Below are 25,835 nucleotides of genomic sequence, written 5' to 3'. Positions count from 1 at the left end.
TTCGGGTGGTTACTCCGTTTCTTTTTTCATCACACCGTCGATGAGTTCGCCGGTGCGGTCGGCGAGTTTTGAAATTTCCCGGTTGTGGGTAATCATCATGATCGAACGCTCCGGATGGAGCTTGCGCAGCTCCTGGAAGAGTTCGAGAATCGCCTCTCCGGTGTGGGAGTCGAGATTTCCGGTCGGTTCATCCGCGAGCAGCAGTTCCGGTTCGTTCAGCAGCGCGCGCGCGATGGCCGCACGCTGCTGTTCGCCGCCGGAGAGCTCGAACGGACGGTGTTTCATCCGTTCCGCGAGGCCGACGGTTTCCAGCAGTTCGAGCGCCCGGGCGCGGGATTTCGAGCGGGAAAAACCTGCGAGATTCCCCGGCAGCATGACGTTTTCGAGCACCGAGAGCTCCGGCAGCAGATGGTACGCCTGAAAAACGAACCCGAGCTTGCGGTTGCGGAACTGCGCCGCCGCGGAGCGCGAGAGTTTCGACACATCGATTCCGGCGATGCGGATCGTTCCGGAGTCCGGCCGTTCCAGAGCGCCAATCAGATTCAGCAACGTGGTCTTGCCGCTGCCGGAGGCGCCGAGCAGGCAGGCCCACTCGCCGCGGCGGATCTCCCAGTCCACGCCGCGCAGAACCGGCAGCTTCTCTTTTCCGAGCTGGTAGGTACGCGTCACACCGCGCAGTTCGACAATCATCTCAGTTTCACTCATAACGCAAAGCCCTGGCTGGGTCGAGCCGCGCGGCGCGCAGCGCCGGGAGCAGCGCCCCCAGCGTACAGAGCACCACGGAGGCGCCGACGATAATCAGTACATCCGTCGCAACGATGTGCGCCGGGAGCCCGTCGAAGTAGTAGAACTGCTTCGGGAACAACTCAATATGAAAGGTTTTCGAGGCGAATGCCATGATGTCGTTCCGGTAGAAGATGACCAGCACTCCGGTCAGCGTCCCGGTCACGCTGCCGACCACGCCGATTAAAAATCCCTGGAGGATGAAGATGAACGTGACGCACCGGTCGCTCGCGCCGAGCGCCTTTAAAATCCCGATCTCATGCGTTTTCTGATAGACCGATGTGATGAGCGTGTTCATGATGCTGAACGCCGCGACCAGCACGATGAAGATCAACAGAAAGAACATCATGTTCTTCTCGACCGCGAGAACGCCGAGCAGCTGCTGATTCTCCTCCTCCCAGGTGACGACCCGCAGGAACGGGAGCGATTCCCGGATGGTTTCGACGAGTTTCTTCTGGTCGAACGCGTCCGGCCCCCAGCCGAAGACGGCGGTGGCGCTCCCCCACGGCAGCGAGAGCAGATCGGCCGCGTCGTCGATTCCGGCAAAGAGAATCATCCGGTCGAAATCATATTTCCCGACGCTGTAAATCCCGGTGACGACGAATTCGGCCGGCAGATAGGCGGAGGCGTTTTTGTTCAGCGTCACGCCGCCGTCGGGATTGAAGTCGACCATCTGAGTCAGCCGCTGCTGCGTGTGCAGAAGGATCTTGTCGCCGATGCCGACGCCCCAGCGCGCCGCCTGGTCCGTACTGATGATGATCTCCCCCTTGTCGAGGGAGAGTTTACCTTTTTTCAACGTATCCGGCAGGAAGATGCCGTTTTTTTTGAGATCCTCCGCGCTCGTTCCGAACAGAACCACGCGCGGATCGAGCCCCCGACCGCGCTGCACGATGACCGGGGACTGAATCACGGCGGCGGCACGGCCGCCGGCCTGCTCGACGGCCCGGATCGCCTCTTCGGGGTTGTAGATCACGCCGCCGTAACCGGGACGCACCTGAAAGTGAGCCTGGGTTTCGACGAGTTTCTCCTTCATGAGATCCGTGAAACCGGTCATCACGGCCAGCACCACGATCAGCACCGCGACTCCGAGCGTAACTCCGAGAATCGAAAGCAGCGTGATGAGCGAGACCGCGTTTCGCCGGGGCTTCAGATATCGTCCGGCCAGAAACAATTCCGTTCGCATTGCGTCAACACCTCGTCCGGTTGAGATTCTTTTTTCGAGCTAATATAGCATGGATCGCGCGAAACGCAACAGACAAGAAAATTTCCGAAGGCGATAACGGCAAAAATTTTCCGGTCGCGACTTGATTTTTCCGTTTCTTGCCGTACACTGATAGAAAGACCGTCCATACCGGAGCAGTGAAGGACGGCGAATCTGTCGCATGAGGAGGGAAAGATGCGTAAGTTCCAATGGAGTTTCGCCCTGGCCGCGATGATTCTGTTCGCCGGCGGATGGGGCGCCCCGAAAAATAACGACGCCGACCGGGCCGCCAGAGTCGGCGTCATGCAGCCGAAAGAGATGGAGTTCGTGCAGAAGATCCTGGTCCAGGGCAACGTCGAGACGAAGGAGAAGGTCGAAATTTCCAGCCGGGTCTCCGGCACGATCGACTTCATGGGACCGGGCGAGGGAGATATGGTCAAAAAAGGCGACACGCTCTTCCAGGTCGACCGGGTCAAACTCGAAAACGATGTCAAGGGGCAGAAACATAAACTTTCCGTCGCCGAAGCGGAACTCAAAATCGCCGAGATCAACGGCGATCTCGCCCGGAAAGTTGCGGAAAAGGCACAGTCCGACTTCAACCGATCGGAACAGCTCCGCAAGGCGAAGGCCGTGTCCGAGGACGCTCACGAACGGACCCTGCTGAGTCTGCGCGAGGCCGAAGCGGGGGTGCTCAAGGCGGATGCGCAGACCAACTACGCCCGCGCGAAAGTCGGCCAGGCGCAGGCGGAGCTTGAGATCGCGGAGAAAAACCTCGCCGACTCCCGGAGCCGCACCCCGATCGACGGCAAAGTGGTCACGAAGAAAAAAGATCCGGGCGAGTTCGTAAATACCGGAGAGATACTCTACCGGATCGAGGATCCGGACCGGCTTGAGGTCGTCACAATGATCAGCGCGGTCTATTACGACCGGATCATCCCGGGCAAAACGGAAGCGGTCATCTATGATCGCGACAATTCCGTGGCGGCCCGCGGAGTCGTACGCTTCCGCAGCCCCGCGATCGACGCCCTGTCGCGCACCTTCACAGTCAAGGTCGATCTGCCGGTGAAATCCGGATTCGTGAGCGGCCAGCTCTGCCGTGTGGATCTCATTCTCCGGAAAGTCGAAGGGGTCGGGGTTCCGAACTCGGCGATTCTCGACCGGAGCGGAGACCGGCGCAGTCTCTTCGTCGTCCGGGAGGGGCGGGCGGAATCGGTCGATGTCAAAACCGGCATCGTCGACGGCGCGTGGACCATGCTGAACGATCCCGGCGTTCTCAAAGGGTTGCCGGTGGTCGTTGAGGGGCAGGCGTTCCTCGAAACAGGAGAAAAGGTCGAAGCGGTTCCGGCTGCGGAAGAGGAGGCGGAATAGATGTCCCTCGAATGCATATTGAACCGCAAACCGGTCACGGTGTGCAGCTGCATTTTCATACTCGTGGTGTTCGGGCTCAGCGCCTGGAGCAAGCTCGGGATCGAAGCGGTTCCGGAAACGGAGAGCCCGCACGTGACGGTCACGGTCGTCTATCCCGGGGCGAATCCGGCTGAAATCGAAAGCGAAGTGGCGAAAGATCTTGAGGATGCGGTCGGCGCCATCGACGGCGTCACGGCCATGAACACCGCCTGCCTGGAAAACGTCTGCCGCATCGCACTCAAATTCGAACCGGGCCGTTCGATCGACGGCGCGGCGCAGGATGTACGGGAACGAGTCGACCGGATTCTCCCGGAACTTCCTCCCGGAGCCGAACCGCCGGTGATCTCGAAATACGATCCCGAGGCGGCCCCGGTTGCAACGCTGATGCTGACCGGAGACCAGCCGCTGGACAAACTCTACGACTATGCGGACGAGACGCTCTCGCCGAAACTCTCCGCCTTGTCCGGAGTGGCCGAAGTGCGGATCGCGGGCGGCGAACCGCTCGAACTCCGGATCACGCTCGACACGGAAGCACTGACCGCGGCCGGACTCACGGTGAATGATGTGCTTGCAAAACTGCGCGAGTCGAATCTCCGGCTCCCGGTCGGCCGGATCCGGCAGGACCGGCAGGAGGTGAACGTAACCTACGATTCGGAATTCAAAAATCCCGCGGAGATCGGCTCGCTTGAAATCGGCATCTTCGAGAAACGGCGCGTCTATCTGCGGGATGTCGCCCGGATCACGATGGAGTCCGCCGAGAAACGCACCCTCGCCTTCTACGACGGAGAGCCGGGCGTGATGTTGAAGATCATCAAAAAAACCGACGCGAACACGGTAAGGGTCGTCGACAGCGTCAATGCCGCAATCGATGAACTCGAACGGGATCGCGGGCTTCCATCCGGAATGAGGCTTGTGCGCGTGAGCAACGCGGGAGATTTCATCCGCGCCGCAGTCGAAAACGCGTGGCTGACAATGGGCCTCGGAGTCGTACTGGCCGCGCTGGGGACGTTTCTCTTTCTGCGGGACGTGCGGAAAGCCCTCGCAGCAGCGGTATCGATCCCGATATCGCTGGTGGTGTCGCTTCCGGTGCTTGAGCTGTGCGGATACACGCTCAATGCGTTCACGCTCCCGGCGCTCGGAATTTCGGTTGGAACGCTGGCGGCGTGCTCGATTCCGGTTGTCAGGCGCACCGGAGAACACTCCGGAGCGGCGGCGGTGACGGTCGCCTCCGTGTCGATCGTCGCACTCTTCGTCCCGATCGCAATGATTCTCGCGCCGGCGGGGCGGTATCTGGCGCCGTTCGCGATTACGGCCGGAGCGGCGGCGCTCGCGTCGCTGCTCGTAAATGTCACCTTGACGCCGATTCTCGCAGCCACACCTCCAGACGGAAACCGGAAACGGGAAACGATGCAAAAAACCGGGCGTCTCGAACGCGCCTTCGACCGCTCGCTGGAATTCGTCTGCCGCCACAGCGGCTGGACGGTATTGTTCGGACTCGCGCTGTTTATCGCAGGAATTGTACTTCTGCCGGAACGACTGGGAATGACGTTTCTGCCGGAATGCGATCGCGGTGGATTTCAGATCCGGCTGGAATTTCCCTCCGACTACAACCTTGAAAGCACACGGAAGGAGACGATGCGGATCGAAAAACGTCTGCGGAAACTGCCTGGAGTGGAGGCGACGTCTACCGTGATCGGGCAGCTTCAGGGGAGCACAGGCCTGAACACGGAAGGAGTGAACCTCGCGGAAATCACAGTCGTTGCAAAACCGGAAGCCGGACGCGGTTCGACGCCCGGGGAGATGCGCGAGATGTTCCGGCACGAGCTGCGGGACCTCACCGACTGCCAGGTGACCGTCCAGGGTTCCACGCCATTCGAGGAGCCGCTTTCCGCCTTTGAACTGGAACTCTCCGGCAACGATCTCGACATCCTCGAAGCACTCGCGTCGCAGGGGGTGAAGGCGCTTAAGGCTCATGCCGCCGCACGTGACATCGACAGTTCGGTCCGGACTGCCAAACCGGAAATCCGGGTCATCCCCGAACGCACGGCCATGCAGAATCTCGGCATATCCTCCTCCTCGATCGGGACTCTTTTGCGCGGTTCGATCGAGGGACTCAAAGCCGGCAGCGGAAAAATCGGTTCACGAACGTTCGACATCCGGGTAAAACTCGATGAACGTGCCGGATACAACCAGCTCCCGGCACTGCCGTTCCGATCGAAAGAGGGCAAGCCGCTGCGGCTCGGCACGGTCACGGAACTGCAACGGTCGGCGGCCCCGGCGCGGATCGACCGGAGCGACCGGCAGCGCGTCGTGAAGCTCTACGGGAACCCGGCTCCGGGAACCGCTCCCGGCGCTCTTGCTGACACCGCGGAGGCAATCCTCGTCCCGCAACTGCCGCCCGGATACGGAATGACGTTCACAGGGGCGATCCGGGAGATGCGCGAGGCGTTTTCCGGAATCGGCCATGCCGCCGGAATGGCGATTCTGCTGCTCTATCTGCTGCTCGCGGCAATTCAGGGCTCGTGGCGCGCGCCGTTTCCGGTTCTGGCGGCGCTGCCTGCGGCGCTCCTCGGCACGCTCCTGGCGTTGTGGCTGACCGGAATACCGCTTTCGGTAACCGGGCTGCTCGGCTCCATGATGGTCGCGGGCGTCGCGCTTGCCGACGCGTATCTGCTCGTCGAGTGCGCCGGGCGGAAACGGGCGGCGGGCCTGCCTCCGGACGAAGCGATGCAGCTGGCGGCGAAGGAGACGTTCCGGACGATTCTCGTAACGGGATGTGCGGCGCTCCTCGGTGTGGCGCCGATGGTGTTCGTTCCGGGGACCGGCGCAGAACTGCGCGCGGACTGTGCCGTTCCCGTGATCGGCGGCATCATCGGCTCGACACTGCTCGGACTTTATCTGATCCCGGCACTCTATGCCCTTCTCTTCCGCAGGAGGGATGCTGGGAACGGCTCCCCCCGGACATAGAACCGATAGTCACGCATTTTTTCCGTATAATCCGGGGGCGGGACTTTAAAAAGCCGTTTTCATGGTGTATATTATGGCTTTCAGCGAAAGGGGGCCCGCGATGCGGATCATGTTTGTTTGCACCGGCAACAGTTGCCGCAGTCCGATGGCGGATCTCTATTTCAACGACCTCTGCCGCCGTGCGAACCGTCCGGACATCGACGCCTGCTCGGCGGGGATCTGCGCCTGGGACGGAGATCGAATCTCCCGTCAGGCGGCGGCCGTCATGAGTGCGAACGGCATCGATTCGTCGAACTTCCGTTCGACGCGTTTCACGCCCGCGCTCGCGCGGGAGTGTGACCTTCTTGTGGCGATGAGCGCCTCCCACCGGGCCGCGATGGCGGAAATCGCCCCCTCCGAAGCCGGAAAGATCCGGCTGCTGCTGGAGACGGCCGATGTGCCCGACCCGTTCGGCGGGAGCGTCGAGCAGTATGAGCAAGTTTTCGAATCCATGCGCCCCGCAATTGAGGCGCTTTTCCAATCCGTCGCGGGTGACGGGCCCGGGGAAACCGGCTATTGAAAAGAGAACATCATTCTTTATTTTTAAAGGAGCAGACATCATGATGGAAATCACCGACTGGTACGGCAAATCCCTCCGGATTGCGATCGGAACCGACCACGGCGGATTCGCCCAGAAAGCCGGACTCTCGGCTTTCCTCGAGAGCCGGAAGTGCACGGTCATTGACTGCGGGCCGTTCGTGGCAGACAGCAACGACGACTACCCCGATTTCGGCGCCCCGGCGGCGCAGGCGGTCGCGCGCGGCGAAGCCGATGCGGCGATTCTGATCTGCCGTTCCGGCGTCGGGATGGGGATGGTTGCGAACCGCTTTCACGGAGTGCGCGCGGTCTGCGCCTGCAATGCGGAAGTCGCGAAAAAGAGCCGCGAACACAACTGTTCGAACGTGCTCGTTCTGCCCGGCGACACGCTTGACGCCGCCGCGATGGAGCAGGTCGTCGACGCGTGGCTCACGACGCCGTTCAGCAACGACGAACGCCACATCCGCCGTCTCGTGAAGGTCGAGCGGACCACCTATGACGACATCGCCGCCGTGCGCGCGGCCGACCCCGAAGTCGCCCGGATCATCGACGGCGAAGCCGAGCGCCAGGCCGACGGCATCGAACTCATCGCCAGCGAAAACTTCGCCTCCTGCGCGGTTCGCGCCGCCCAGGGCTCTGTGCTGACCAACAAATACGCCGAGGGGTATCCCGGCAAGCGCTACTACAACGGCTGCGAATTCGTCGATGAGATGGAGTCGCTCGCGATCGAACGTGTGAAGAAACTCTTCGGAGCGGAAGCCGCGAACGTGCAGCCCCACTCCGGTTCCAGTGCGAACCAGGCGGTCTACATGGCGCTCATCAACCCCGGCGACACGGTTCTGGCGATGAGCCTCGACCACGGCGGCCACCTGACCCACGGGCATCCGCTGAATTTCTCGGGAATGCTCTACAACATCGTACCCTACGGCGTCGACCGCGAAACCGAACGGATCGACTACGATGAGGTCGAGCGCCTCGCCGTGGAGAACAAGCCGAAGATGATCCTCGCGGGGGCGTCGGCCTATCCGCGGATCATCGACTTTGCGCGGCTGCGCGAGATCGCCGACAAGGTCGGTGCGAAACTCTTCGTCGACATGGCACACATCGCCGGACTCGTCGCCGCCGGCGAGCATCCGAATCCCGTTCCCTACTGCGACGTGGTGACCACGACGACCCACAAGACGCTGCGCGGCCCGCGCGGCGGGCTGATCCTCTGCCGCGAGGAGTACATCAAGGCGATCAACTCGAAAGTGTTCCCCGGCATGCAGGGCGGACCGCTTGAGCATGTGATCGCGGCCAAGGCGGTCTGCTTCGGCGAAGCGCTCACTCCGGCATTCAAGGCGTATCAGCACCAGGTGAAGCTCAATGCCGCAAAACTCTCGCAGGAGCTTGCGGACCGCGGATTCCGCATCGTCTCGGGCGGCACCGACAACCATCTGATGCTGATCGACCTGCGCCCGAAAAAGGCGACCGGGAAAGCCGTGGCGAACGCGCTCGATCTCGCGCGGATCACCTGCAACAAGAACATGATCCCGTTCGATCCGGAGAAACCGTTCGTCACGAGCGGCATCCGGGTGGGGACCCCGGCGGTCACGACCCGCGGGCTCAAGGAGCCGGAGATGGTCCGCATCGCCGACTTCATCGAACGCGGCGTGGCCATGCGCGAGGATGAGGCCGCATTGCGCAGCCTCGGCAACGAAGTCAAGGAATTCATGGCGGCGTTCCCGATGCCGCAGTTCTGATTCCGGAACAGAAAAGGGTTGGCAAAATGATTGACATGAAATTCATCCGTGAGAATGCGGAAAAAGTGAAAGCGAACTGCGCCCGCCGCGGGTTCCCGGTGGACATCGACGGGCTGCTGAAACTCGACGCCGATTCGCGTCAGCTCTCTCAGGAGTCCGAATCGCTGCGCGCCGAGCGCAACCGCCTCAGCAAGGAGTGCGCGAAAGATCCCTCCGCCCGCGACAAGGTCAAGCAGCTCAAGGAGGTGCTCGCGACCAAGGAGGAGATGCTTGCGAAAGTCCAGAACAAGATCTTTCAGACCGTGATCCGCATGCCGAACATGCTTGCGCCGGACGTGCCGGACGGGCTTGACGACACCGGCAACGTCGAACTGCGCAAGGTCGGAACCATCCCGACGTTCGACTTCCGCGTGCGCGACCACCAGGAACTCGGCGAACTGCTCGGGATTCTCGACATCCCGCGCGGCACGAAAGTCGCCGGAGCGGGCTTCTACTACTGGAAGGGGAAGGGCGCGATGCTCGCGCAGTCGCTCTATTTCTGGGTGCAGCGCGTGCTGGTCGAGCGCGGATTCACGATGTTCATGACGCCGTGCGTGGCGAAGGAGCGGACACTGTTCGGGACCGGTTATCTGCCGTTCTTCGCCGACCAGACCTACAATCTGAAGGACGAGGATCTCGCGCTCATCGGCACCTCCGAGCAGACGCTGGTCGGCTACCACGCCGACGATGTGCTCGACGCGGCCGACCTGCCGCTCTGCTACACGGCGTTCACGCCGTGCTTCCGCACGGAGGCGGGCAGCTACGGCAAGGCGTCGCGCGGGATTTTCCGCGTGCACCAGTTCCACAAGGTCGAGCAGATCGTCTTCTGCAAGCCGGAGGACTCGGTGAAGTACCATGAGATGTGCCTTGCGAACGAGGAGTACATCCTTCAGCAGCTCGGCATTCCGTACCATGTCGTGAACGTCTGCGTCGGCGATCTCGGAGCGCCGGGTTACAAGAAGTACGACATCGAAGCGTGGTTCGCCGGGTTCGGCGCCTACCGCGAGGTCACGAGCAACACGAATCTGACCTCGTTCCAGAGCCGCCGGCTGAACATCCGTTACAAGGACGGCGACAAGCGCGACTTCGTCCACACGATCAGCGCGACGGCCGTGACCGACCGCGTGATGATCGCGATCATGGAGAATTTCCAGCAGGAGGACGGAACCGTCATCGTGCCGGAAGTGCTCCGGCCGATCTGCGGCTTCGACCGCATTGAACCGATCAAGAAATAATGCTTTCGTCCCCGGGCCCGAACACCCGGGGACGGCGATGAAAACAGTTACAGCAGTTGAAATGAAATCGTATTTCCGCAAAGAGATCGACGCGATGGAGGGCTACGTCCCCGGTGAACAGCCGAAGATGGAGAACCTCTGCAAACTCAACACGAATGAAAATGCGTTTCCGCCCTCACCCGCGGTGAAGGAGGCGCTCGCCTCGTTCGATTACGGGAAACTGCGCCGCTACCCCGACCCGACCGCCGACGCACTGCGCGACCGGATCGCGGCGGAATTCGGCGTGGAGCGGAAAAACGTCATCGCCTGCAACGGGTCCGACGACCTGCTCACGATGGTGTTCCGCTGTTTCACCTCGCCGGAACTCGCGGTGGCGTGCCTGCATCCGACCTATTCGCTCTATCCGGAGCTGGCGAAGATGCAGGGGGCGCATGTGATTCCGGTCGCGCTCGACGCGGAACACGATTTCGCGCTGCCGGAGAATCTGCTTGAACAGGCGGCCGGGGCGAATCTGCTGATTCTCACGCGCCCGAATGCGCCGACCGGGAATTCATTCCCGCTCGCGGCCATGCGGGAGATCTGCCGCAAATTTGACGGGGTGGTGCTGTTCGACGAGGCGTATGCCGATTTCGCCGACGACAACTGCCTTGAACTTGCAAAGGAGTTCGACAATGTGATCGTCTCGCGCACGTTCTCGAAGAGCTACGCGCTCGCGGGACTGCGGCTCGGCTTCGCAATCGGCCATGAAAAACTGATCGAGGGGCTGTTCAAGGTCAAGGACTCCTACAACCTCGATATGGTGACTCAGACTCTCGGGCTCGCGGCGTTCAGCGACCGCGCATATCTGAAGAAGCGCTGCGAAGAGATCAAGGCGATCCGGGCGGATTTTGCGCGACGCCTGTCGGAACTTGGATTCCGAATTGTACCGTCGCAGGCGAACTTCCTCTTTGCCGCGCCTCCGGACGGGGACGGGGAACGTTACTTCAAGGAGCTGCGCAGCCGCGCGATCATTGTCCGCTACTTCCGGGGAGCGGTGACGGGCAGATATGTCCGGATCACGATCGGCACCCCGGCGGAAATGGACCGGGTCATCGCCGCGACGCGTGAGATCTACGGCTGCTGACCCAGGCAGTGTCCGCTCACGGTTCCGATTCGAGCCGGGGGTGGCGGACGATCTTCCCGAGTTCGAGGTAGATCACGTCCTCGCAGATGTTCGTCGTGCAGTCGCCGATCCGTTCGAGGTGGCGGGAGATGAACATCGCGTCGACGTAAGAGGCCGCATGTTCCGGATATTTCGCAATCAGCGCCATGGCGCGGTCGATGACCTGCTTGTTGATCTCGTCGACCTCGCCGTCCATGCGCATGACCTCATTTGCGTCAAGGCAGTTGCGCGAGACGAGCGCATCGAGTGCCCGCTTGAGCATCTGCCGGACGAGCAGCACCTGTTCCGCGAAGTCGATCTTCTCCGGAGGTTCGCCGGAACGGCGCTCGGCGAAACCAAGCGTGTGGCGCGCGATATTCACGGCGAGGTCGCCGATCCGTTCGAGCTCGCCGTTGACTTTCAGAATCGTGATGATGTAGCGCAGATCGCCGGCAACCGGCTGATGAAGCGCAAGAATCTTCAGACACTCCTCCTCGATGGTGACCTCCATGCGGTCGATCGCATCGTCGCGAGTGATGACGGCGGCTGCCATTTCGCTGTTCGGCTCCGCGGCGGCGGCGACGGCCTGCCGGACCGCGGTCTCGACCGCGGAAGCAAGCGAACTTACCATCCGTTTGAGTCGGATGACCTCTTTTTCCAACTGTTCTCTCATGGTTTCTGCCTCCTCATCCGAACCGGCCGGTGATATATTCCTCCGTCTTTTTATGGGACGGATTCGTGAAAATGGTTTCAGTTTTGTCGAACTCGACGATCTCTCCCTTGTAGAAGAAAGCCGTGTAATCCGAAATGCGCGATGCCTGCTGCATGTTGTGGGTCACAATGACCACGGTGAACTTGTCGCGCAGCTGAAGGACAAGATCTTCGATCTTCAGCGTGGCGACCGGGTCGACCGCACTGGTCGGCTCGTCCATGAGCAGGATTTCCGGTTCGGCGGCGATCGCGCGCGCAATGCAGAGCCGCTGCTGCTGACCGCCGGAAAGCGCGAGCCCGGACTTCTTGAGCTTGTCCTTCACCTCGTCCCAGAGCGAGGCGCCGCGGAGTGCGTACTCGACCCGGTCGGCGATCTCACTCTTCGAAAGTTTGAAGTGAAGTCGCATCGGGTAGGCGACGTTATCGAACACCGACATCGGGAACGGCGTCGGCTTCTGGAAGATCATGCCGACCTTGCGACGCAGTTCAAGCACATCGACATCGCGGTCGAGGATGTTCTTCCCGTCGATCCGGACCTCTCCCTCGGCGCGCTGGCCGCGATAGAGTTCGAAGATCCGGTTGTAAACGCGCAGATGGGTCGATTTGCCGCAGCCGGAAGGGCCGATCACAGCCGTGATCCGGTGAGCCGGAATGTCGATGGAGTTGCCGAACAGCGCCTGATGACCTCCGGCGTAATAGAAGTTGAGATTGCGGACCGAGATTTTGATCGTTTCGTCAGCGTCCATGGTGTTTCTCCTTGAAGATGATCCGACACGAGATGTTCAGCGCGAGAACCAGCAGTGTCACCACAAGCGAAGCGCCCCAGCCCGCTGCGTGCTGCTCCTCAAACGGAGAGTTCGTCGCATATTCGGTGATGAGAACCGGCAGATTCGCGGTCGGACCGGTAAAATAGTTTTTCGGCCAGGCGTCGCTCCAGAGCGCGGTAAAGAGCAGTGGAGCGGTCTCCCCCGAGACACGGGCGATCGCCAGTAAAATTCCGGTGACGAGCCCGCCGCGCGCGCTGCGGCAGATGATCCGCAATGCGGTACGGGCCCGGCTGCATCCGAGCGCGAGCGCCGATTCGCGCAGGGAATCCGGAACCATGAGCAGCATATCCTCAGTCGTCCGCAGAACGACCGGGAACATCAGAAACGCGAGCGCGACCGAACCGGCAAACCCGGAGAATCCGCCCATCGGGATGACGAGAACGGCGTAAACGAACAAACCCGCGACGACCGACGGCATCCCCATCATGACGTTGGCGGCGAATCGAATCGCATTGCCGAGTTTCGTTCCCTTTCCGAATTCTGCAAGATAGATGCCGGCCAGAATCGCCGGAGGAATCCCCATTGCGGCGGCTCCGAGCGTGATGGCGACCGTGCCGAGCAGCGCATTGCCGATTCCGGCATTCAGCGCGCCGTAAGGTTTCGACGGATTCACGAAAAACTCCCACGAGAGCACCGAAGCCCCCCGTGCGAACACGGTCCAGAGAATCCACGCCATGCCGCCGATCGCAAGCACGAGTGCCGCAACCGACAGCACTCCGACGATCCGGTCGACGAGTTTGCGCCGGAAGAGGCCGCGCCGTTTATTGAGCGGAATCGTAGTCATTTCACCGTTCTCCCCGTCCCGCGCCGGTCAGCGCAAGATAATATTGCGCAATCATCTGCACCCCGAGCGCAAGCAGCAGCAGGATCAATCCGAGCGCGAAAAGCACCGCGCGCAGAACTCCGTCCGCCTCGGCGAAATTGTTCGCGAGCGTCGCGGCGATGGTCGTGCCGCTCGCATAGAGATCCTCCGGAAGAGCGACGACGTTGCCGATGACGAAGAGAACCGCCATGGTCTCACCGAGCGCCCGGCCGAGGCCGATGAAAATTCCCCCGAGCAACCCGCGGATGCCGTAACGCATGACGATGTCCTTCGCGGTCTCCCAGCGCGTGCAGCCGACCCCGAAGGCCGACTCGCGCAGCACGGCGGGAGTCATGCGGAACACGTTGCGCATGACCGCCGAGATGTACGGCAGAATCATCAGCGCCAGAATCAGACTTGCGGTCAGAAACCCGAAACCGTTGCCGTACTCGCCGAAAAATGGAATTTTCCCGAACAGCAGCGTATCCGACAGGAACGGCTGCACATGATCCTGCATAACCGGCACCAGAACAAAAAGCCCCCACATTCCATAGATCACGCTCGGAATCGCGGCCAGCAAATCGAGCGCCTGACTGAGAATCTCCCCGATTCCCGGAGGAGCATCGACAAGCCAGAGCGCCGTCACAAAGGCCGGAGGAATCGCAAAAAGAAGTGCGAGCGCAGTCGTCAGCAGCGTTCCGACAATCGCAGGAAGCGCACCATAGACGTTCCGGACCGGATCCCATTCGGTTCCGATCAGGAATCCGGGTCCGAACTCGCGCCAGGCCGGAGCCGACCCCACTCCGAGCTGGATGAGCAGCGCCGCAAGCAGCAGCGGAGCGAGCAACGCACTCCCGGCGGCGGCGATGCGGAACACGCGATCCGTGCACGCGGAGGATATGAGTGTTTTTCCGGAATCGTTCATGGAAGAGACTTCAGAATTTGACAGGCTTGTTTCCGGAGCGGATTTCGGTTTCCCACGCTTGGCGGACCAGCGAAACCACCTCGTCCGGAAGCGGCACGTAGTGGAGTTTCGACGCGGCGGCGGCTCCGGTCGTGTAGCACCAGTTGAAGTAGTTCAACATCGCACCGGCTTTTTCCGCGTCGGGCTGATTGCGCTGAACGAGGACGTAGGTCAGACCGGTGATCGGCCAGCTGTCATCACCGGGCTGATCGGTCAGAAGCATGTAGAAGCCCGGAGCATTCTTCCAGTCCGCATGGGCGCCGGAAGCGCGGAAGGTCTCCGGTTTCGGTTCGACGAATTTCCCGGCCTTGTTCTTCAGAGAAACCATCGAGAGCTTCGCCTCGACCGCGTAGGTGTATTCGGTGTACCCGATCGCACCGTTGATGCGCGCGACGTTGTTGCAGACGCCGGGGTTCTTCTGACCGCCGATGCCGACCGGCCAGTTGACGGCGGGGCCGCAGCCGACCCGATCCGCCCACTCCTTTGAAATTTTCGACAGATAGTTCGTGAAGATGAAACTCGTGCCGGAGCTGTCGGAACGGCGCACGACCGTGATGCGCACGCGCGGCAGTTTCACGCCGGGATTCAGGGCTTTGATGCGCGGATCGTCCCAGCCCTTGATTTTGCCGAGAAAGATGTCCGCGAGCACGGCCTGATCGAGTTTCAACGTATTCGGCCTGACCCCGCGCAGATTCACGATCACGACCACACCGCCGGCGAGCATCGGGAACTGGCAGAGATTCGCCTGGTCGAGCTCTTCCTTCGTAAGCGGATTGTCGGAACCGCCGAAGTCGATGGTTTTCTCCTTGATCTGGTTGATTCCGGCGCCGGAACCGCTGCTCTGGTAATTGACTTCAACACGGCCGTCGGTCGACTCGCCGTAATTGTAGGTCCAGACCCGGTAGACGGGAGCGGGAAACGATGCACCTGCGCCGTTGATCGAGATCTCGGCGGCAACGACGGCGAACGACAGCAACGAGGCGGCAGCCATGCCAAACAGCTTTTTCATATGCACTCCATGTTAGAATTGAACCCGGCAGGCGAAACAGTATTTCCGGGTTTGTGCATATAAGATAGCCGCGAAATGTTAGCGTACTGTTAAAGGAGTGTTAGAAGCTCTTCAAAAAGCCGGGGGGTCGCCGCTGCCGCCGGTTCGGTAACCGCCCGGCGATATGCCGTGATACTGCCGGAACACCTTGCAGAAATAACTCGTGTCTTCAAAGCCGCACGCAGCCGAAACCTCCTTGACCGACGCAACCGTCGTCTGCAGCAGACGCACCGCAAGACGCATCTTCTGACGGATGATGAACTCATGCGGCGAAATCCCTTCAAGCTCCTGAAAACGACGCGTGAAGTGCCCGCGACTGCACCCCGCCACCTCCGCAAGCATCTCCACCGTGATCGGACGGTCGAGATGTTTCCGGCAGAAATCGTGGACTCTGATCATGAATTCACTCTGTCCGGAAAAAATGCTGACCGGAGGCTCCGCCATCATCCGCATCAGAAATGAATAAGCACGCGTACTGGCATCGTACCGCCCTCCCAGCCGCTTTTCCCGGCAAACGGCAAGCAGTTCCCAAGCCTCCCGCACAACCGGGGATCCCGGCGCAAACGGACGCACAATTCCGTTGCGCTTCCGGTATTCCCGCCCGAGCCGCATCAATTCCGAGCCGTTTACCGTCACATACAAGAACTCCCAGGACGACGACTCCGGCGGCAGAAAATAGACGTGCGCCTCTGGAACCATCAGAACAAAAGCACTGCCGGGCGGAACCGGATAACGCTCTCCTTCTAACTCCACACAGCCAAGTCCGTTAAGCGTATATTGCCAGATCAGAAGATCATGGTTGCCGCGCCGCAATCCGTCCCAGCTGTACTCCGGACCGCGCGCAAGTTCGTGGCCGCAATTCAGAAGCATCGCATGCAACCGCTCCGTACGCTCCGTAAAAAAAGGGCTGTACGATTCAAAACAAACCGCGCCTCCACGTTCCATCTCCGCCATACCTCACCTCCTTGATTCTATGAATTTACCACAACCATGCGGAATTTCAACATTTTAATCGCAAAATCAGAGCACAAAATTACCATTGTTATCATGTTTTTCGCATTTACTTTTTTCGAAACCGGAGTATTGTAAATAGCGGGCAACCAAAAATGACCGGCGTGCGCCGGCCAAACACAAACCGGAAGGAACAAGAATGGCCAAGATCACTTTCATGGGAGCGGGCAGCACCGTGTTCGTCCGCAACGTCCTGGGCGACTGCATGTGCCGCGAGGCGCTGAAGGATTCCCACTTCGCGCTCTACGACATCGACGGACAGCGCCTCAAGGAGTCGGAATTCATTCTCAAGACGCTGAACGCGAACATCAATGAAAACCGTGCGACCATCACGACCCATCTCGGCGTCGAGAACCGCAAGGAAGCGCTCCGCGGCGCAGATTTCGTGGTCAACGCAATCCAGGTCGGCGGCTACGAGCCCTCGACCGTCATCGACTTCGAGATTCCGAAGAAGTTCGGCCTGCGTCAGACCATCGCCGACACGCTCGGCATCGGCGGCATCTTCCGGGCACTGCGGACAATTCCCGTCATGCTCGACTTTGCGCGCGATATCGAAGAGGTCGCCCCGAACGCCTGGTTTCTGAACTACACGAACCCGATGGCGATGCTCACCGGCGCGATGCTGCGCGGCAGCTCGGTCAAAACCGTCGGCCTCTGCCATTCGGTTCAGGTCTGCGCCAAGAGCCTGCTCGAAACCCTCGGGGTCGAATGTGATGATGAGCGCGCGAAGAATCTCCGCACGCTCATCGCCGGCATCAATCACATGGCGTGGCTGCTCTCCATCTCGGAAAACGGCAAGGACCTTTATCCGGAACTCAAAAAACTCGCCGACGAGAAGATCGCCCAGTGGCGCGCCGCCAAAGATCCGAAAGAGAAGTCCGGCAACATGATCCGCATCGAAATGATGCGCCGCTTCGGCTATTACGTCACCGAATCGAGCGAGCACAACGCCGAATACCAGCCCTACTGGATCAAGGCGAAATACCCGGAACTCATCGAAGAATACAACATCCCGCTCGATGAATATCCGAGAAGATGTATCAAGCAGATCGCCGACTGGAAGAAGCAGTATGAGGAGCTCTCCAGCGATCCGCACCTCACGCACAAGCTCTCTCACGAGTACGGTTCGGGCATCATGGAAGCGGTCGTCACGAACAAGCCGATCCAGATCGGCGGCAACGTGCTGAACCACGGATTCATCCCGAACCTGCCCGCGAACGCGGTGGTCGAGGTTCCGTGCCTCGTCGACGGCAACGGCGTCCAGGGGTGCTACGTCGGGGAACTGCCGACCCAGTGCGCCGCGCTCAACATGACCAACATCAATGTCCAGCTCCTCACGATCGAAGCCGCGCTCACGAAAAAGCGCGATCGGATCTATCAGGCTGCGATGCTCGATCCGCACACAAGCGCCGAACTCTCCATCGACAACATCGTCAAGATGTGCGACGAACTCATCGCCGCGCATGGCGACATGCTGCCGAAATACAATTGATCCGTCTGCTCCGGCAATCGGAACTCTTCAGGCCGCTCTCGAAACGGGAGCGGCCTTTTTCATCGGGAAACACAAAAAAGGGAGGGTTGACGCCTCCCGCAAAAAAGAGCATGTTCCGCAAAACGGATCCTACCGCCGGCCGGTGTGACGGATCAGCACGATGGTCTGATCGTCATTTTGCTCCACCTCGTAGGTGATGACCGAATCCATCACGCGGTTGATGACCGCCTGCGGCGTACCGCCGACTTCGCAGGAGGCCTTGAATACCTCCGTGAGACGCGCGAGGCCAAACTCCTCCTGCTCCTTGTTCAGCGCTTCAGAAAGTCCATCGGAGTACATCATGACGGAACTGCCGGGTTCAATTGCCAGGCAGATCGTGTCGAAATTCGCGAAATCGTCCGGCAGAATCCCAAGCCCCGTTCCCGCCGGGGAAAAGGTCCGGATATGGCCATGCACGTAACTGACCAGATCGGTGTGACCGGCCCGGCCGAATTCGAGCAACGAATTCTTCCGGCTCAACAGACAGCAGCCCAGCGTGATGAACCGATCCGCGTCGGTGTCCTGAAACAGCTTTTCGTTGATCTTCCGCAGAAAATCGCTCAGCGTCGTAAAACTCCCGGCCGCGGCAAAACAGCGCGCATAACTGCGCGTCATCGCCGTCAGCATGCAGGCGGGAATTCCCTTGCCGCTCGCATCTCCGATGATAATCAGCAGACGATCGTCATCAATCTCCACAAAATCGTAGAAATCGCCGTTGACCTCCTTGGCCGAACGCGTGTATGCGTCAATCGAAAACTGATCCCACGCGGGAAACGCCGGCGGCAGCAGCGACTGCTGCAGATGGCGCGCAAAGTCAAGCTCCTGATCGATCCGTTCGCGTTCGCTGATCTCACTGTACACCTTGATGAGATTCTGCACCATCTGAACCTGACCGGAAAGCAGCCGCAACCGCTCAAACTGCGCCTCGGAAAACGGACTGCCCGGACGCAACCGGTTCGTCGCGGCGCAAACCACACCGACCAGAATCCCTTCGCGCAACAGCGGAATCGCCATCACACTGCCGAAATTCGCGAAATCCGGATACTCCGTAAAACGCGGGTCCGCCGAGGCATCCGGAACCAGTTCCGCCTGACGCGTCGTCGCCAGCCCCCCGAGAAATCCCCTGCCGATCGGAATCTCCTCCCGCCGCAACGCCTCGAAAAGATGATGATGACGCGAAAACAACAGTTGATTCGAACTGTGAATCAGCGGATATGTCCCGCAAACGCCGATCACGCGCAGCTCATTGCCGGAAACCTCGTAGATCGCCACGGATTCCGCATCGGTCTGCTCGGCCACATGGCGCGCCGCCGCATGCATCGCGCCCTCCACCCCGTCCTCCTCCTGGAGCCCCGTGGAGAAGCGCGAGAGGAAATTCGTGATCTCTCGCCGCCGCTCGTTCGCACGATCCAGCGCCCTGCCGAGTTCAATCGTACGGCGGAAATAGTGCACCGCCGTCAACGTGACCGGCAAAAGCAGAATCACCAGAAAGATGATAATTCCGGCTGTCATCGACCCAGACGTTCCTCTCTAAACGGCCGGCGCACTCAGCGGCCGGACTGATACTCCTGCAGCGACTTCAGCGGAGACTCCCCGTGCTTCGCCTCCTTGATGCCTGCGGCGGTCGCCCGCGCGGCGGCAATGGTGGTCATGTACGGGATCTTGTACTGAATCGCCTTCATGCGGATGTAGCTGTCGTCGATCTTCGACAAACGACCGATCGGGGTATTGATAATCAGCGAAATCTGACGGTTCTTGATAAGATCCGCCACATTCGGCCGCCCCTCGTTGAGCTTATGGACTTCTGTCGCCTCAATTCCGTTGGAGTTCAGGAACTTCGCCGTTCCTTCGGTCGCGACGAACTTGAAGCCGAGATCACGCAGCGTCTCCATGATCGGCAGCAGATACTTGCGCTCGCGCTCCGAAACCGAAACCAGCACCGTCCCTTCCAGCGGCAGCTTCGAACCGGCCGCCTGCTGCGCCTTGTAATACGCCATCCCGAAACTCGTGGCAAGTCCCATCACCTCGCCGGTGGCGCGCATTTCCGGGCCCAGCACCGGGTCGACTTCCGGGAACATGTTGAACGGGAACACCGCTTCCTTCACACCGAAGTAAGTCTGCGGATGCGGCTTGAGCATTTCCCGGTATTCCGAGAGCTTGTGACCGAGCATCAGGCAGGTCGCAATCCGCGCCAGCGGCACGCCCGTCACCTTCGAGACGATCGGAACCGTGCGCGACGCACGCGGATTCGCCTCGATGATCCACACCTGATCCTCGCAAACCGCGAACTGCACATTCAAAATTCCCTTCACCCGGAAATCCTTCGCAATCGCCGCCGCATGAGCGGAAATCGTGTCGAGATGCTTCTTCGGCAGCGTCACCGGCGGAATCGAGCAGGCCGAGTCGCCCGAGTGGATGCCCGCAAGCTCAATGTGTTCCATAACCGACGCGACAAACGTCTCCTCGCCGTCGGAAACCGCATCGACCTCGCACTCGATCGCGTTGTCGAGGAACCGGTCGATCAACATCGGATATTCAGGGCTGACCTGGATCGCCTCGATCGCATAACGGGTCAGCGTCTCCTCATCGTAAATCACCGCCATGCCGCGGCCGCCCAGGACGAATGAAGGACGCACCATCACCGGATATCCGATCTCGCGCCCGAGCACAATCGCCTCTTCCAGCGAACGGGCCGTGCCGCTCTGCGGCTGTTTGATCCCCAGCGCGATCATGCGTTCGCGGAAGTATTCGCGATCCTCCGCAAGGCGGATGCCTTCCGGCTGCGTACCGATGATCGTGACGCCCGCATCCTTGAGTTCCTGCGCGATGTTCAGCGGCGTCTGCCCGCCGAACTGGACGATGACGCCTTCGGGTTTCTCCTTCTCGTAAATCGCAAGCACGTCCTCCGTGGTCAGCGGTTCGAAATAGAGCTTGTCGCTCGTGTCGTAGTCGGTCGAGACCGTCTCGGGGTTGCAGTTGATGAGCACCGACTCGTACCCCTCGTCCCGCAGCGTGAACGCCGCATGCACGCAGGTGTAGTCGAACTCGATGCCCTGACCGATCCGGTTCGGGCCGCCGCCCAGGATCATGATCTTCCGGTTCGAGCTGACCGGAACCTCGTCCGGCGCACCCGAATAGGTCGAATAGTAATAGTCCGCGTTCTCCACTCCGCTGACCGGAACAAGGCAATAACTCACCTTGCAGCCGAGCGCAGTGCGCCGGTCACGAATCACCTTCTCCGGAACGCTGAAAAGTTTCGCAAGATATTTGTCCGAAAAACCGAACTTCTTGGCCTGCACAACCATCTCGTCCGGCAGCGCCATCCAGGTGTAGGCTGCGAGCTTCAACTCGAAATCCGCCAGCTCCTTGATCTCCTGCATGAAGAAACGGGAAATCTTCGTAAGCGTGCACGCCTCGTCGACCGTCAACCCCTTCTTGAACGCCTCGTAGAGGTGGAAGAAACGCTCGCTCGACGGCTTCGCAACCAGCGGACGCAACTCCTCAAGGGAGAGCTTTTCGATCTTCTTGACCATCCCGAGTCCCGCCCGGCCGATCTCAAGTGAACGAATCGCCTTCTGCAGCGCCTCCTTGAAGTTCTTGCCGATGCTCATGACTTCGCCGACCGCCTTCATCTGCGTGCCGAGCCGATCCTGCGCCTGCGGGAACTTCTCAAACGCCCAGCGGGCAAACTTTACAACCACGTAATCGCCCGACGGCGTATAGCGGTCCAGCGATCCGTCGCGCCAGTAGGGAAGTTCATTGAGCGTGATTCCGGCCGCGAGCTTTGTCGAAACACTCGCGATCGGGAAACCGGTCGCCTTCGAGGCGAGCGCACTCGAACGCGATGTACGCGGATTGATCTCGATGACGATGATCCGCCCGTCCTCGCGGTTGTGCGCAAACTGCACGTTGCAGCCGCCGATCACACCGACCGCGTCGATGATCCGGTAGGCGTACTCCTGCAGCTTCGCCTGAACCTCCTGAGAAACCGTCAGCATCGGCGCCACGCAGAAACTGTCTCCGGTGTGAACGCCCATCGGATCGACGTTTTCGATGAAGCAGACCGTGATCTTGTTCCCGGCCGCATCGCGGACGACTTCAAGCTCAAGCTCCTCCCAGCCGAGCGCGCACTCCTCGACCAGCACCTGACCGATGAGACTCGCCGCAAGCCCGCGTGAAACGATCTCACGCAACTCCTCGACATTGTAGACAATGCCGCCGCCGGTTCCGCCCATCGTGTAGGCCGGACGCAAAACCACCGGATAACCGAGTTCATTCGCAATCTTCTCGGCCTCTTCGACCGAATAGCACGGCTCCGACTTCGCCATCGGCACGTCGAGCGAGGCCATCGTCTCCTTGAAGATGATCCGGTCCTCGCCGCGCTTGATCGCGTTGAGGTCGACCCCGATGACCTTCACCTGATACCGGTCGAGAATGCCGTTGTCCTGAAGCGAAATCGCCAGATTCAAAGCGGTCTGCCCGCCGAGGTTCGGCAGCAGCGCGTCCGGACGCTCCTTCGCGATGATCTTCTCGATGCTGTCGACGGTCAGCGGTTCGATATAGGTGTGATCCGCCATACCCGGATCGGTCATGATCGTCGCCGGATTCGAGTTCGCCAGAACCACCTCGTACCCGAGCTCACGCAACGCCTTGCACGCCTGCGTCCCGGAGTAGTCGAATTCACACGCCTGACCGATGATGATCGGCCCGGAGCCGATAATCAGTACCTTCTTGATGTCTTCCCGCTTTGCCATATAAACCTTCTTGTCTGATTTGCGCGACGCCCTCCGCAGGCCGAAATCCCGAAGCCGTATACAAATCAGCGAAAGAAACGCACCGCTGCGCCTCTTTCGCATGAGAGCCATCCGCTCAGGATTGTAACCCCGGTTTTCCCACTCTTTCGAACATCGCTGTATGTTAAAAGTTCCGTACACAAACCAGAGATGTAATATAGCGCGGAAAAAGGCTCCTGTCAACCCCGGCCGGGAAAAAAGAACGGGGGCGACCCGCCGCCCCCCTCCGGCACTATTTTTCCTCTTCGCGACCGCAGATCTCTTCGATGAAGTATCGCGGCCTTGCACGTACGTCGTTGTAGATCCGCCCGATGTACTCGCCGATCATCCCGATGCCGATCATCTGGATTCCGGTGAAAATGAACATGACCGCAAACAGCGTGAAAACACCACCCTGCCCCCACGAATCTCCATCCGTCCAGCAGAAGCGGCGAATGACGATGTAGATGCTCAGCAGATATCCGCAGAACGCCGCGAAAATCCCGAAATAGGTCAGGATGCGCAGCGGCATCGTGGTCATGCAGGTCAGAAGGTTAAACTGCAGATTGATGAGCTTCCAGAGCGAATATTTCGATTCGCCCGAAGCGCGCTCGCTGTGTTTGACCGGAATCTCGCAGGTGTTTCGAGCAAAACTGTTTCCAAGCACCGGAATGAACGTGCTGCGTTCATTGCACTGCAGCATCGCATCGACGATGTGCCGGCGGTAGGCGCGCAACATGCAGCCGTAGTCGTTCATTTTGACGCCGGTCGCCTTCTGCGCAACCCGGTTCACGATCTTTGAGGCGAACCGCCGGAAGAAAGTGTCCTTGCGTTTCTGGCGGACGGTTCCGACCACATCGTTCCCCTCCTCCGCCGCCGCAATCAAACGGGGAATCTCCTCCGGCGGATTCTGCAGATCCGCGTCCAGAGTGATGACCAGGTCGCCGCGCACGAGAGAAAACCCCGCCATGATCGCCGAATGCTGCCCGTAGTTGCGGTTCAAAATGCAGCTGATGACCTGATCCGGCCGCTTTTCGCTCGCAGCTTTCATGATCCCGGCTGAACGGTCGCGGCTGCCGTCGTCAACCATGATGAATTCGAAACGTCTCCCGATGCCGTCGAGAGCGGCCAGAGTCCGGTCTATCAGCTCCTGAAGACACCCCTCCTCATTGTAGACCGGCACCACGACGGAGACGAATTCAACTTTATCGCTCTTTTTCATTTTGTAGTCTCACTTCTCTGCTCATCCTTCTGCGGCAGGTTCAAAACCCAGATGAACCGGCGACGGGATCTGCTCTTGATCACGTCAAAGGAACGTTCATTGAAATCGGGTTTCGCAACGTCAAGCGGAAGATTCAGCTCCGCCGCCGCCCGAACCAGCTGTTCCAGATCCGTCTTCCGGTCATAGGAGGAAATCGCGACACGGTGCCCGCGGTTGTTCTCGACAAACGTCTGAAAATCAGAGAACAAAGACCGGTATTCCGCCTCTTTTCGCTGTTTCGGCGTCATCGCCGCGACCTCTTCCGGCGTAAGCCCTTCCTTCCACCGACCAGTCAAGCTGTCCACCACAGGACGCTGCAAATCCAGGTAGAACAGCATCTTTGAGGGCGCATCATCACGCCAGATGAAGATTCGCTCCGGAACAATCCCGGAATTCGATTCGGCGTACGCCATATACAGCTGCTTCTCCGTCCGGTACTTGGTCATCGACGGCAGGATGCAGTCGAAAGCCCCCGCCATCAGAATCGCACACCCGAGCACCATCCCGCCGGTCCGCCGCGGCAGACCGGTCAAATGCGCCACCGGGTTGTCGGGTCGATTATCCATCAGCATCACAGCAAGAACCAGTCCTCCTGTCACCGGCAGTGAGACCAGCAGAAGCAGCGGAGGCTCGAAATTGAAGAAATGATTCCACAACGGAATTCCAACCAGAGAGGCTACCCCGAGAGAAGCCAGCACGATCGCAACCAGCCGCATCAGGAAAAACATCGGCCGATCCCATTTCTCGACACTCCAGTTTCCACCGATTCCCGCCGCCGCAATCAGCGCGCAGAACGGCATCACCGGCAGAATGTAGTACCATCTCCGCGACGTCGAACAGCAGAACAGCACAAACATCAGAAGCGTACCGATCATGAGCTCGCGAATCGGAAGCGGCAGCTTCTTCCAGTTCCGGATCATCCCCGCGATCACCACGATGATCAGCGGAGCCCACGGCAGCAGCGTCCGCGGCAGATTGTAGAGATAGCTGTAAAACGGATCCTTGTGGTCAAACGCATTGAATACCCGGATGATATTCTCCCGCCAGACCAGTTCAAAACCGCTCAGCGCATTCCCCGGAGGCAACCGGTGCGGCGGTTCCAGCGGCACGATCGCCGCCAGATAAAACGGCACAAAAAAGATTCCCGCGGCAATCACAAACGCACAAAAGTTCGAAATCTTCAGGTGCTTGAGCCACCGCTTCTCCATCAGGAGATGCGGAGCAATCACCACAAACGGCATCACCAGCGCCGGAAGCCCCTTCGCCCACGCACCGATAAAACAGATCAGATAAAATCCGAGATAGTGATGAAACTTCGCCCGCTCTTCCGCACGGTAGAAGTACGCCACCGCCAGAACGATCGCCGCAACATTCGCCATATCCGCAGCCGCCGTCCGCGCCCAGAAGAGGAATCCGTAGCAGGAGAGCACCATCCAGCCCGCCAGCAGCGCCGTCCCCCGATCGAAAAGTTTCCGCCCGAGCAGAAGCACGCCCCATAACCCCGCAAGTCCGGCAAGCGCACTCGGAATTCGCACAATGAACTCATTGAATCCGCCGTACAGCAACGCAAACGGCAGAATCAGCCAGTAGGTCAGCTGCGGCTTGTCAAAATAGATCCGCCAGTTCAGCGACGGATGCAGCCAGTCGCCCGAGACAAGCATCTCGCGCGAAATCTCCGCCCATCGATCCTCCGAGCCGGAAAGCGCATTGTGCCCGAGAAACAGAAACAACGTCAATACCGCAAATCCCCAGAAAAACCATTCGCTTCTGCGCGAAGCCGGCGTCGGTTCCTTCGAAAATGAGTGATTCATATAACC

Annotated in this window: 19 protein-coding genes; 7 read left to right on the top strand and 12 right to left on the bottom strand. The window is 60.0% G+C overall.

The window, feature by feature from the left end:
- Positions 1 to 9 precede the first annotated feature (9 nt).
- Together Q0K10_RS02775 and Q0K10_RS02770 are read right to left on the bottom strand one after the other, a co-directional pair.
- A complete protein-coding gene (locus tag Q0K10_RS02775) occupies positions 10 to 705 on the bottom strand; it encodes an ABC transporter ATP-binding protein (protein ID WP_294502880.1) in 696 nt (231 codons plus the stop codon).
- Entirely contained in the window at positions 698 to 1,966 is a 1,269-nt protein-coding gene (locus tag Q0K10_RS02770; RefSeq protein WP_294502878.1) for an ABC transporter permease, read from the bottom strand. Before Q0K10_RS02770 ends, Q0K10_RS02775 begins: the two co-directional genes overlap by 8 nt.
- A 213-nt stretch (positions 1,967 to 2,179) precedes the next feature.
- On the opposite strand from Q0K10_RS02770, the gene Q0K10_RS02765 reads away from it, so the two are divergent.
- The 6 genes from Q0K10_RS02765 to hisC all read left to right on the top strand — a co-directional run bounded on the left by Q0K10_RS02765 (position 2,180) and on the right by hisC (position 11,073).
- Positions 2,180 to 3,352 carry an efflux RND transporter periplasmic adaptor subunit gene (locus tag Q0K10_RS02765; protein WP_294502875.1) on the top strand — a complete coding sequence of 391 codons (1,173 nt, stop codon included), beginning with the start codon at positions 2,180 to 2,182 and terminating at the stop codon, positions 3,350 to 3,352.
- Positions 3,353 to 6,358 carry an efflux RND transporter permease subunit gene (locus tag Q0K10_RS02760; protein WP_294502873.1) on the top strand — a complete coding sequence of 1,002 codons (3,006 nt, stop codon included), beginning with the start codon at positions 3,353 to 3,355 and terminating at the stop codon, positions 6,356 to 6,358. It abuts the gene before it with no gap.
- 100 nt (positions 6,359 to 6,458) lie between these two features.
- A complete protein-coding gene (locus Q0K10_RS02755) occupies positions 6,459 to 6,917 on the top strand; it encodes a low molecular weight protein arginine phosphatase (RefSeq protein WP_294502871.1) in 459 nt (152 codons plus the stop codon).
- Positions 6,918 to 6,957: 40 nt separating this feature from the next.
- Positions 6,958 to 8,676 carry a serine hydroxymethyltransferase gene (locus Q0K10_RS02750; protein ID WP_294502868.1) on the top strand — a complete coding sequence of 573 codons (1,719 nt, stop codon included), beginning with the start codon at positions 6,958 to 6,960 and terminating at the stop codon, positions 8,674 to 8,676.
- A 26-nt stretch (positions 8,677 to 8,702) separates the two neighbouring features.
- Positions 8,703 to 9,950 (top strand): serine--tRNA ligase, encoded by a 1,248-nt coding sequence (gene serS, locus Q0K10_RS02745; RefSeq protein ID WP_294502866.1) that lies wholly within the window; start codon positions 8,703 to 8,705, stop codon positions 9,948 to 9,950.
- A 61-nt stretch (positions 9,951 to 10,011) separates the two neighbouring features.
- Positions 10,012 to 11,073 carry a histidinol-phosphate transaminase gene (gene hisC, locus Q0K10_RS02740; protein WP_294502863.1) on the top strand — a complete coding sequence of 354 codons (1,062 nt, stop codon included), beginning with the start codon at positions 10,012 to 10,014 and terminating at the stop codon, positions 11,071 to 11,073.
- Between the two features lie 16 nt (positions 11,074 to 11,089).
- Here the strand turns inward: hisC and phoU are convergent, their stop codons facing one another.
- The 6 genes from phoU to Q0K10_RS02710 all read right to left on the bottom strand — a co-directional run bounded on the left by phoU (position 11,090) and on the right by Q0K10_RS02710 (position 16,397).
- Entirely contained in the window at positions 11,090 to 11,764 is a 675-nt protein-coding gene (gene phoU / locus Q0K10_RS02735) for a phosphate signaling complex protein PhoU (protein ID WP_294502861.1), read from the bottom strand.
- A gap of 13 nt (positions 11,765 to 11,777) precedes the next feature.
- A complete protein-coding gene (gene pstB / locus Q0K10_RS02730; protein WP_294502858.1) occupies positions 11,778 to 12,548 on the bottom strand; it encodes a phosphate ABC transporter ATP-binding protein PstB in 771 nt (256 codons plus the stop codon).
- Positions 12,538 to 13,413 (bottom strand): phosphate ABC transporter permease PstA, encoded by an 876-nt coding sequence (gene pstA / locus Q0K10_RS02725; RefSeq protein ID WP_294502855.1) that lies wholly within the window; start codon positions 13,411 to 13,413, stop codon positions 12,538 to 12,540. Before pstA ends, pstB begins: the two co-directional genes overlap by 11 nt.
- Position 13,414: 1 nt before the next feature.
- Positions 13,415 to 14,356 carry a phosphate ABC transporter permease subunit PstC gene (gene pstC / locus Q0K10_RS02720; RefSeq protein ID WP_294502852.1) on the bottom strand — a complete coding sequence of 314 codons (942 nt, stop codon included), beginning with the start codon at positions 14,354 to 14,356 and terminating at the stop codon, positions 13,415 to 13,417.
- 10 nt (positions 14,357 to 14,366) lie between these two features.
- A complete protein-coding gene (gene pstS / locus Q0K10_RS02715) occupies positions 14,367 to 15,404 on the bottom strand; it encodes a phosphate ABC transporter substrate-binding protein PstS (RefSeq protein ID WP_294502849.1) in 1,038 nt (345 codons plus the stop codon).
- Between the two features lie 111 nt (positions 15,405 to 15,515).
- The gene (locus Q0K10_RS02710) at positions 15,516 to 16,397 is read right to left on the bottom strand and encodes an AraC family transcriptional regulator (RefSeq protein ID WP_294502846.1); all 882 of its coding nucleotides are present in this window, start codon (positions 16,395 to 16,397) and stop codon (positions 15,516 to 15,518) included.
- A 196-nt stretch (positions 16,398 to 16,593) separates the two neighbouring features.
- On the opposite strand from Q0K10_RS02710, the gene Q0K10_RS02705 reads away from it, so the two are divergent.
- The gene (locus Q0K10_RS02705) at positions 16,594 to 17,946 is read left to right on the top strand and encodes an alpha-glucosidase/alpha-galactosidase (RefSeq protein ID WP_294502844.1); all 1,353 of its coding nucleotides are present in this window, start codon (positions 16,594 to 16,596) and stop codon (positions 17,944 to 17,946) included.
- Between the two features lie 129 nt (positions 17,947 to 18,075).
- Here Q0K10_RS02705 and Q0K10_RS02700 read toward each other — a convergent pair whose 3' ends face one another.
- From Q0K10_RS02700 to Q0K10_RS02685, 4 genes are all read right to left on the bottom strand, one after another.
- The gene (locus Q0K10_RS02700) at positions 18,076 to 19,497 is read right to left on the bottom strand and encodes a PP2C family protein-serine/threonine phosphatase (protein ID WP_294502841.1); all 1,422 of its coding nucleotides are present in this window, start codon (positions 19,495 to 19,497) and stop codon (positions 18,076 to 18,078) included.
- A 35-nt stretch (positions 19,498 to 19,532) separates the two neighbouring features.
- A complete protein-coding gene (gene carB / locus Q0K10_RS02695; protein WP_294502838.1) occupies positions 19,533 to 22,739 on the bottom strand; it encodes a carbamoyl-phosphate synthase large subunit in 3,207 nt (1,068 codons plus the stop codon).
- 271 nt (positions 22,740 to 23,010) lie between these two features.
- A complete protein-coding gene (locus Q0K10_RS02690) occupies positions 23,011 to 23,979 on the bottom strand; it encodes a glycosyltransferase (RefSeq protein WP_294502836.1) in 969 nt (322 codons plus the stop codon).
- Positions 23,976 to 25,829, bottom strand: a complete 1,854-nt coding sequence (locus Q0K10_RS02685; RefSeq protein WP_294502833.1) for a glycosyltransferase family 39 protein — start codon at positions 25,827 to 25,829, stop codon at positions 23,976 to 23,978. The genes Q0K10_RS02690 and Q0K10_RS02685 overlap by 4 nt, the downstream gene beginning before the upstream one ends.
- Between the last annotated feature and the right edge of the window lie 6 nt (positions 25,830 to 25,835).

The organism is uncultured Victivallis sp. (assembly GCF_944391105.1).
Lineage (GTDB): Bacteria > Verrucomicrobiota > Lentisphaeria > Victivallales > Victivallaceae > Victivallis.
Note: the sequence above shows the minus strand (reverse complement) of the source record. Positions and strands in the feature narration are given on the sequence as shown.

Bases quoted from the DNA above. Each gene is read 5' to 3' on its own strand.
- Q0K10_RS02750 (WP_294502868.1), top strand. From the start codon at position 6,958: ATGATGGAAATCACCGACTGGTACGGCAAATCCCTCCGGATTGCGATC.
- serS (WP_294502866.1), top strand. From the start codon at position 8,703: ATGATTGACATGAAATTCATCCGTGAGAATGCGGAAAAAGTGAAAGCG.
- Q0K10_RS02685 (WP_294502833.1), bottom strand. From the start codon at position 25,829: ATGAATCACTCATTTTCGAAGGAACCGACGCCGGCTTCGCGCAGAAGC.
- pstB (WP_294502858.1), bottom strand. From the start codon at position 12,548: ATGGACGCTGACGAAACGATCAAAATCTCGGTCCGCAATCTCAACTTC.
- pstA (WP_294502855.1), bottom strand. From the start codon at position 13,413: ATGACTACGATTCCGCTCAATAAACGGCGCGGCCTCTTCCGGCGCAAA.
- Q0K10_RS02690 (WP_294502836.1), bottom strand. From the start codon at position 23,979: ATGAAAAAGAGCGATAAAGTTGAATTCGTCTCCGTCGTGGTGCCGGTC.
- pstC (WP_294502852.1), bottom strand. From the start codon at position 14,356: ATGAACGATTCCGGAAAAACACTCATATCCTCCGCGTGCACGGATCGC.
- Q0K10_RS02710 (WP_294502846.1), bottom strand. From the start codon at position 16,397: ATGGCGGAGATGGAACGTGGAGGCGCGGTTTGTTTTGAATCGTACAGC.
- phoU (WP_294502861.1), bottom strand. From the start codon at position 11,764: ATGAGAGAACAGTTGGAAAAAGAGGTCATCCGACTCAAACGGATGGTA.
- Q0K10_RS02775 (WP_294502880.1), bottom strand. From the start codon at position 705: ATGAGTGAAACTGAGATGATTGTCGAACTGCGCGGTGTGACGCGTACC.
- Q0K10_RS02760 (WP_294502873.1), top strand. From the start codon at position 3,353: ATGTCCCTCGAATGCATATTGAACCGCAAACCGGTCACGGTGTGCAGC.
- pstS (WP_294502849.1), bottom strand. From the start codon at position 15,404: ATGAAAAAGCTGTTTGGCATGGCTGCCGCCTCGTTGCTGTCGTTCGCC.
- Q0K10_RS02700 (WP_294502841.1), bottom strand. From the start codon at position 19,497: ATGACAGCCGGAATTATCATCTTTCTGGTGATTCTGCTTTTGCCGGTC.
- carB (WP_294502838.1), bottom strand. From the start codon at position 22,739: ATGGCAAAGCGGGAAGACATCAAGAAGGTACTGATTATCGGCTCCGGG.
- Q0K10_RS02705 (WP_294502844.1), top strand. From the start codon at position 16,594: ATGGCCAAGATCACTTTCATGGGAGCGGGCAGCACCGTGTTCGTCCGC.
- Q0K10_RS02755 (WP_294502871.1), top strand. From the start codon at position 6,459: ATGCGGATCATGTTTGTTTGCACCGGCAACAGTTGCCGCAGTCCGATG.
- Q0K10_RS02765 (WP_294502875.1), top strand. From the start codon at position 2,180: ATGCGTAAGTTCCAATGGAGTTTCGCCCTGGCCGCGATGATTCTGTTC.
- hisC (WP_294502863.1), top strand. From the start codon at position 10,012: ATGAAATCGTATTTCCGCAAAGAGATCGACGCGATGGAGGGCTACGTC.
- Q0K10_RS02770 (WP_294502878.1), bottom strand. From the start codon at position 1,966: ATGCGAACGGAATTGTTTCTGGCCGGACGATATCTGAAGCCCCGGCGA.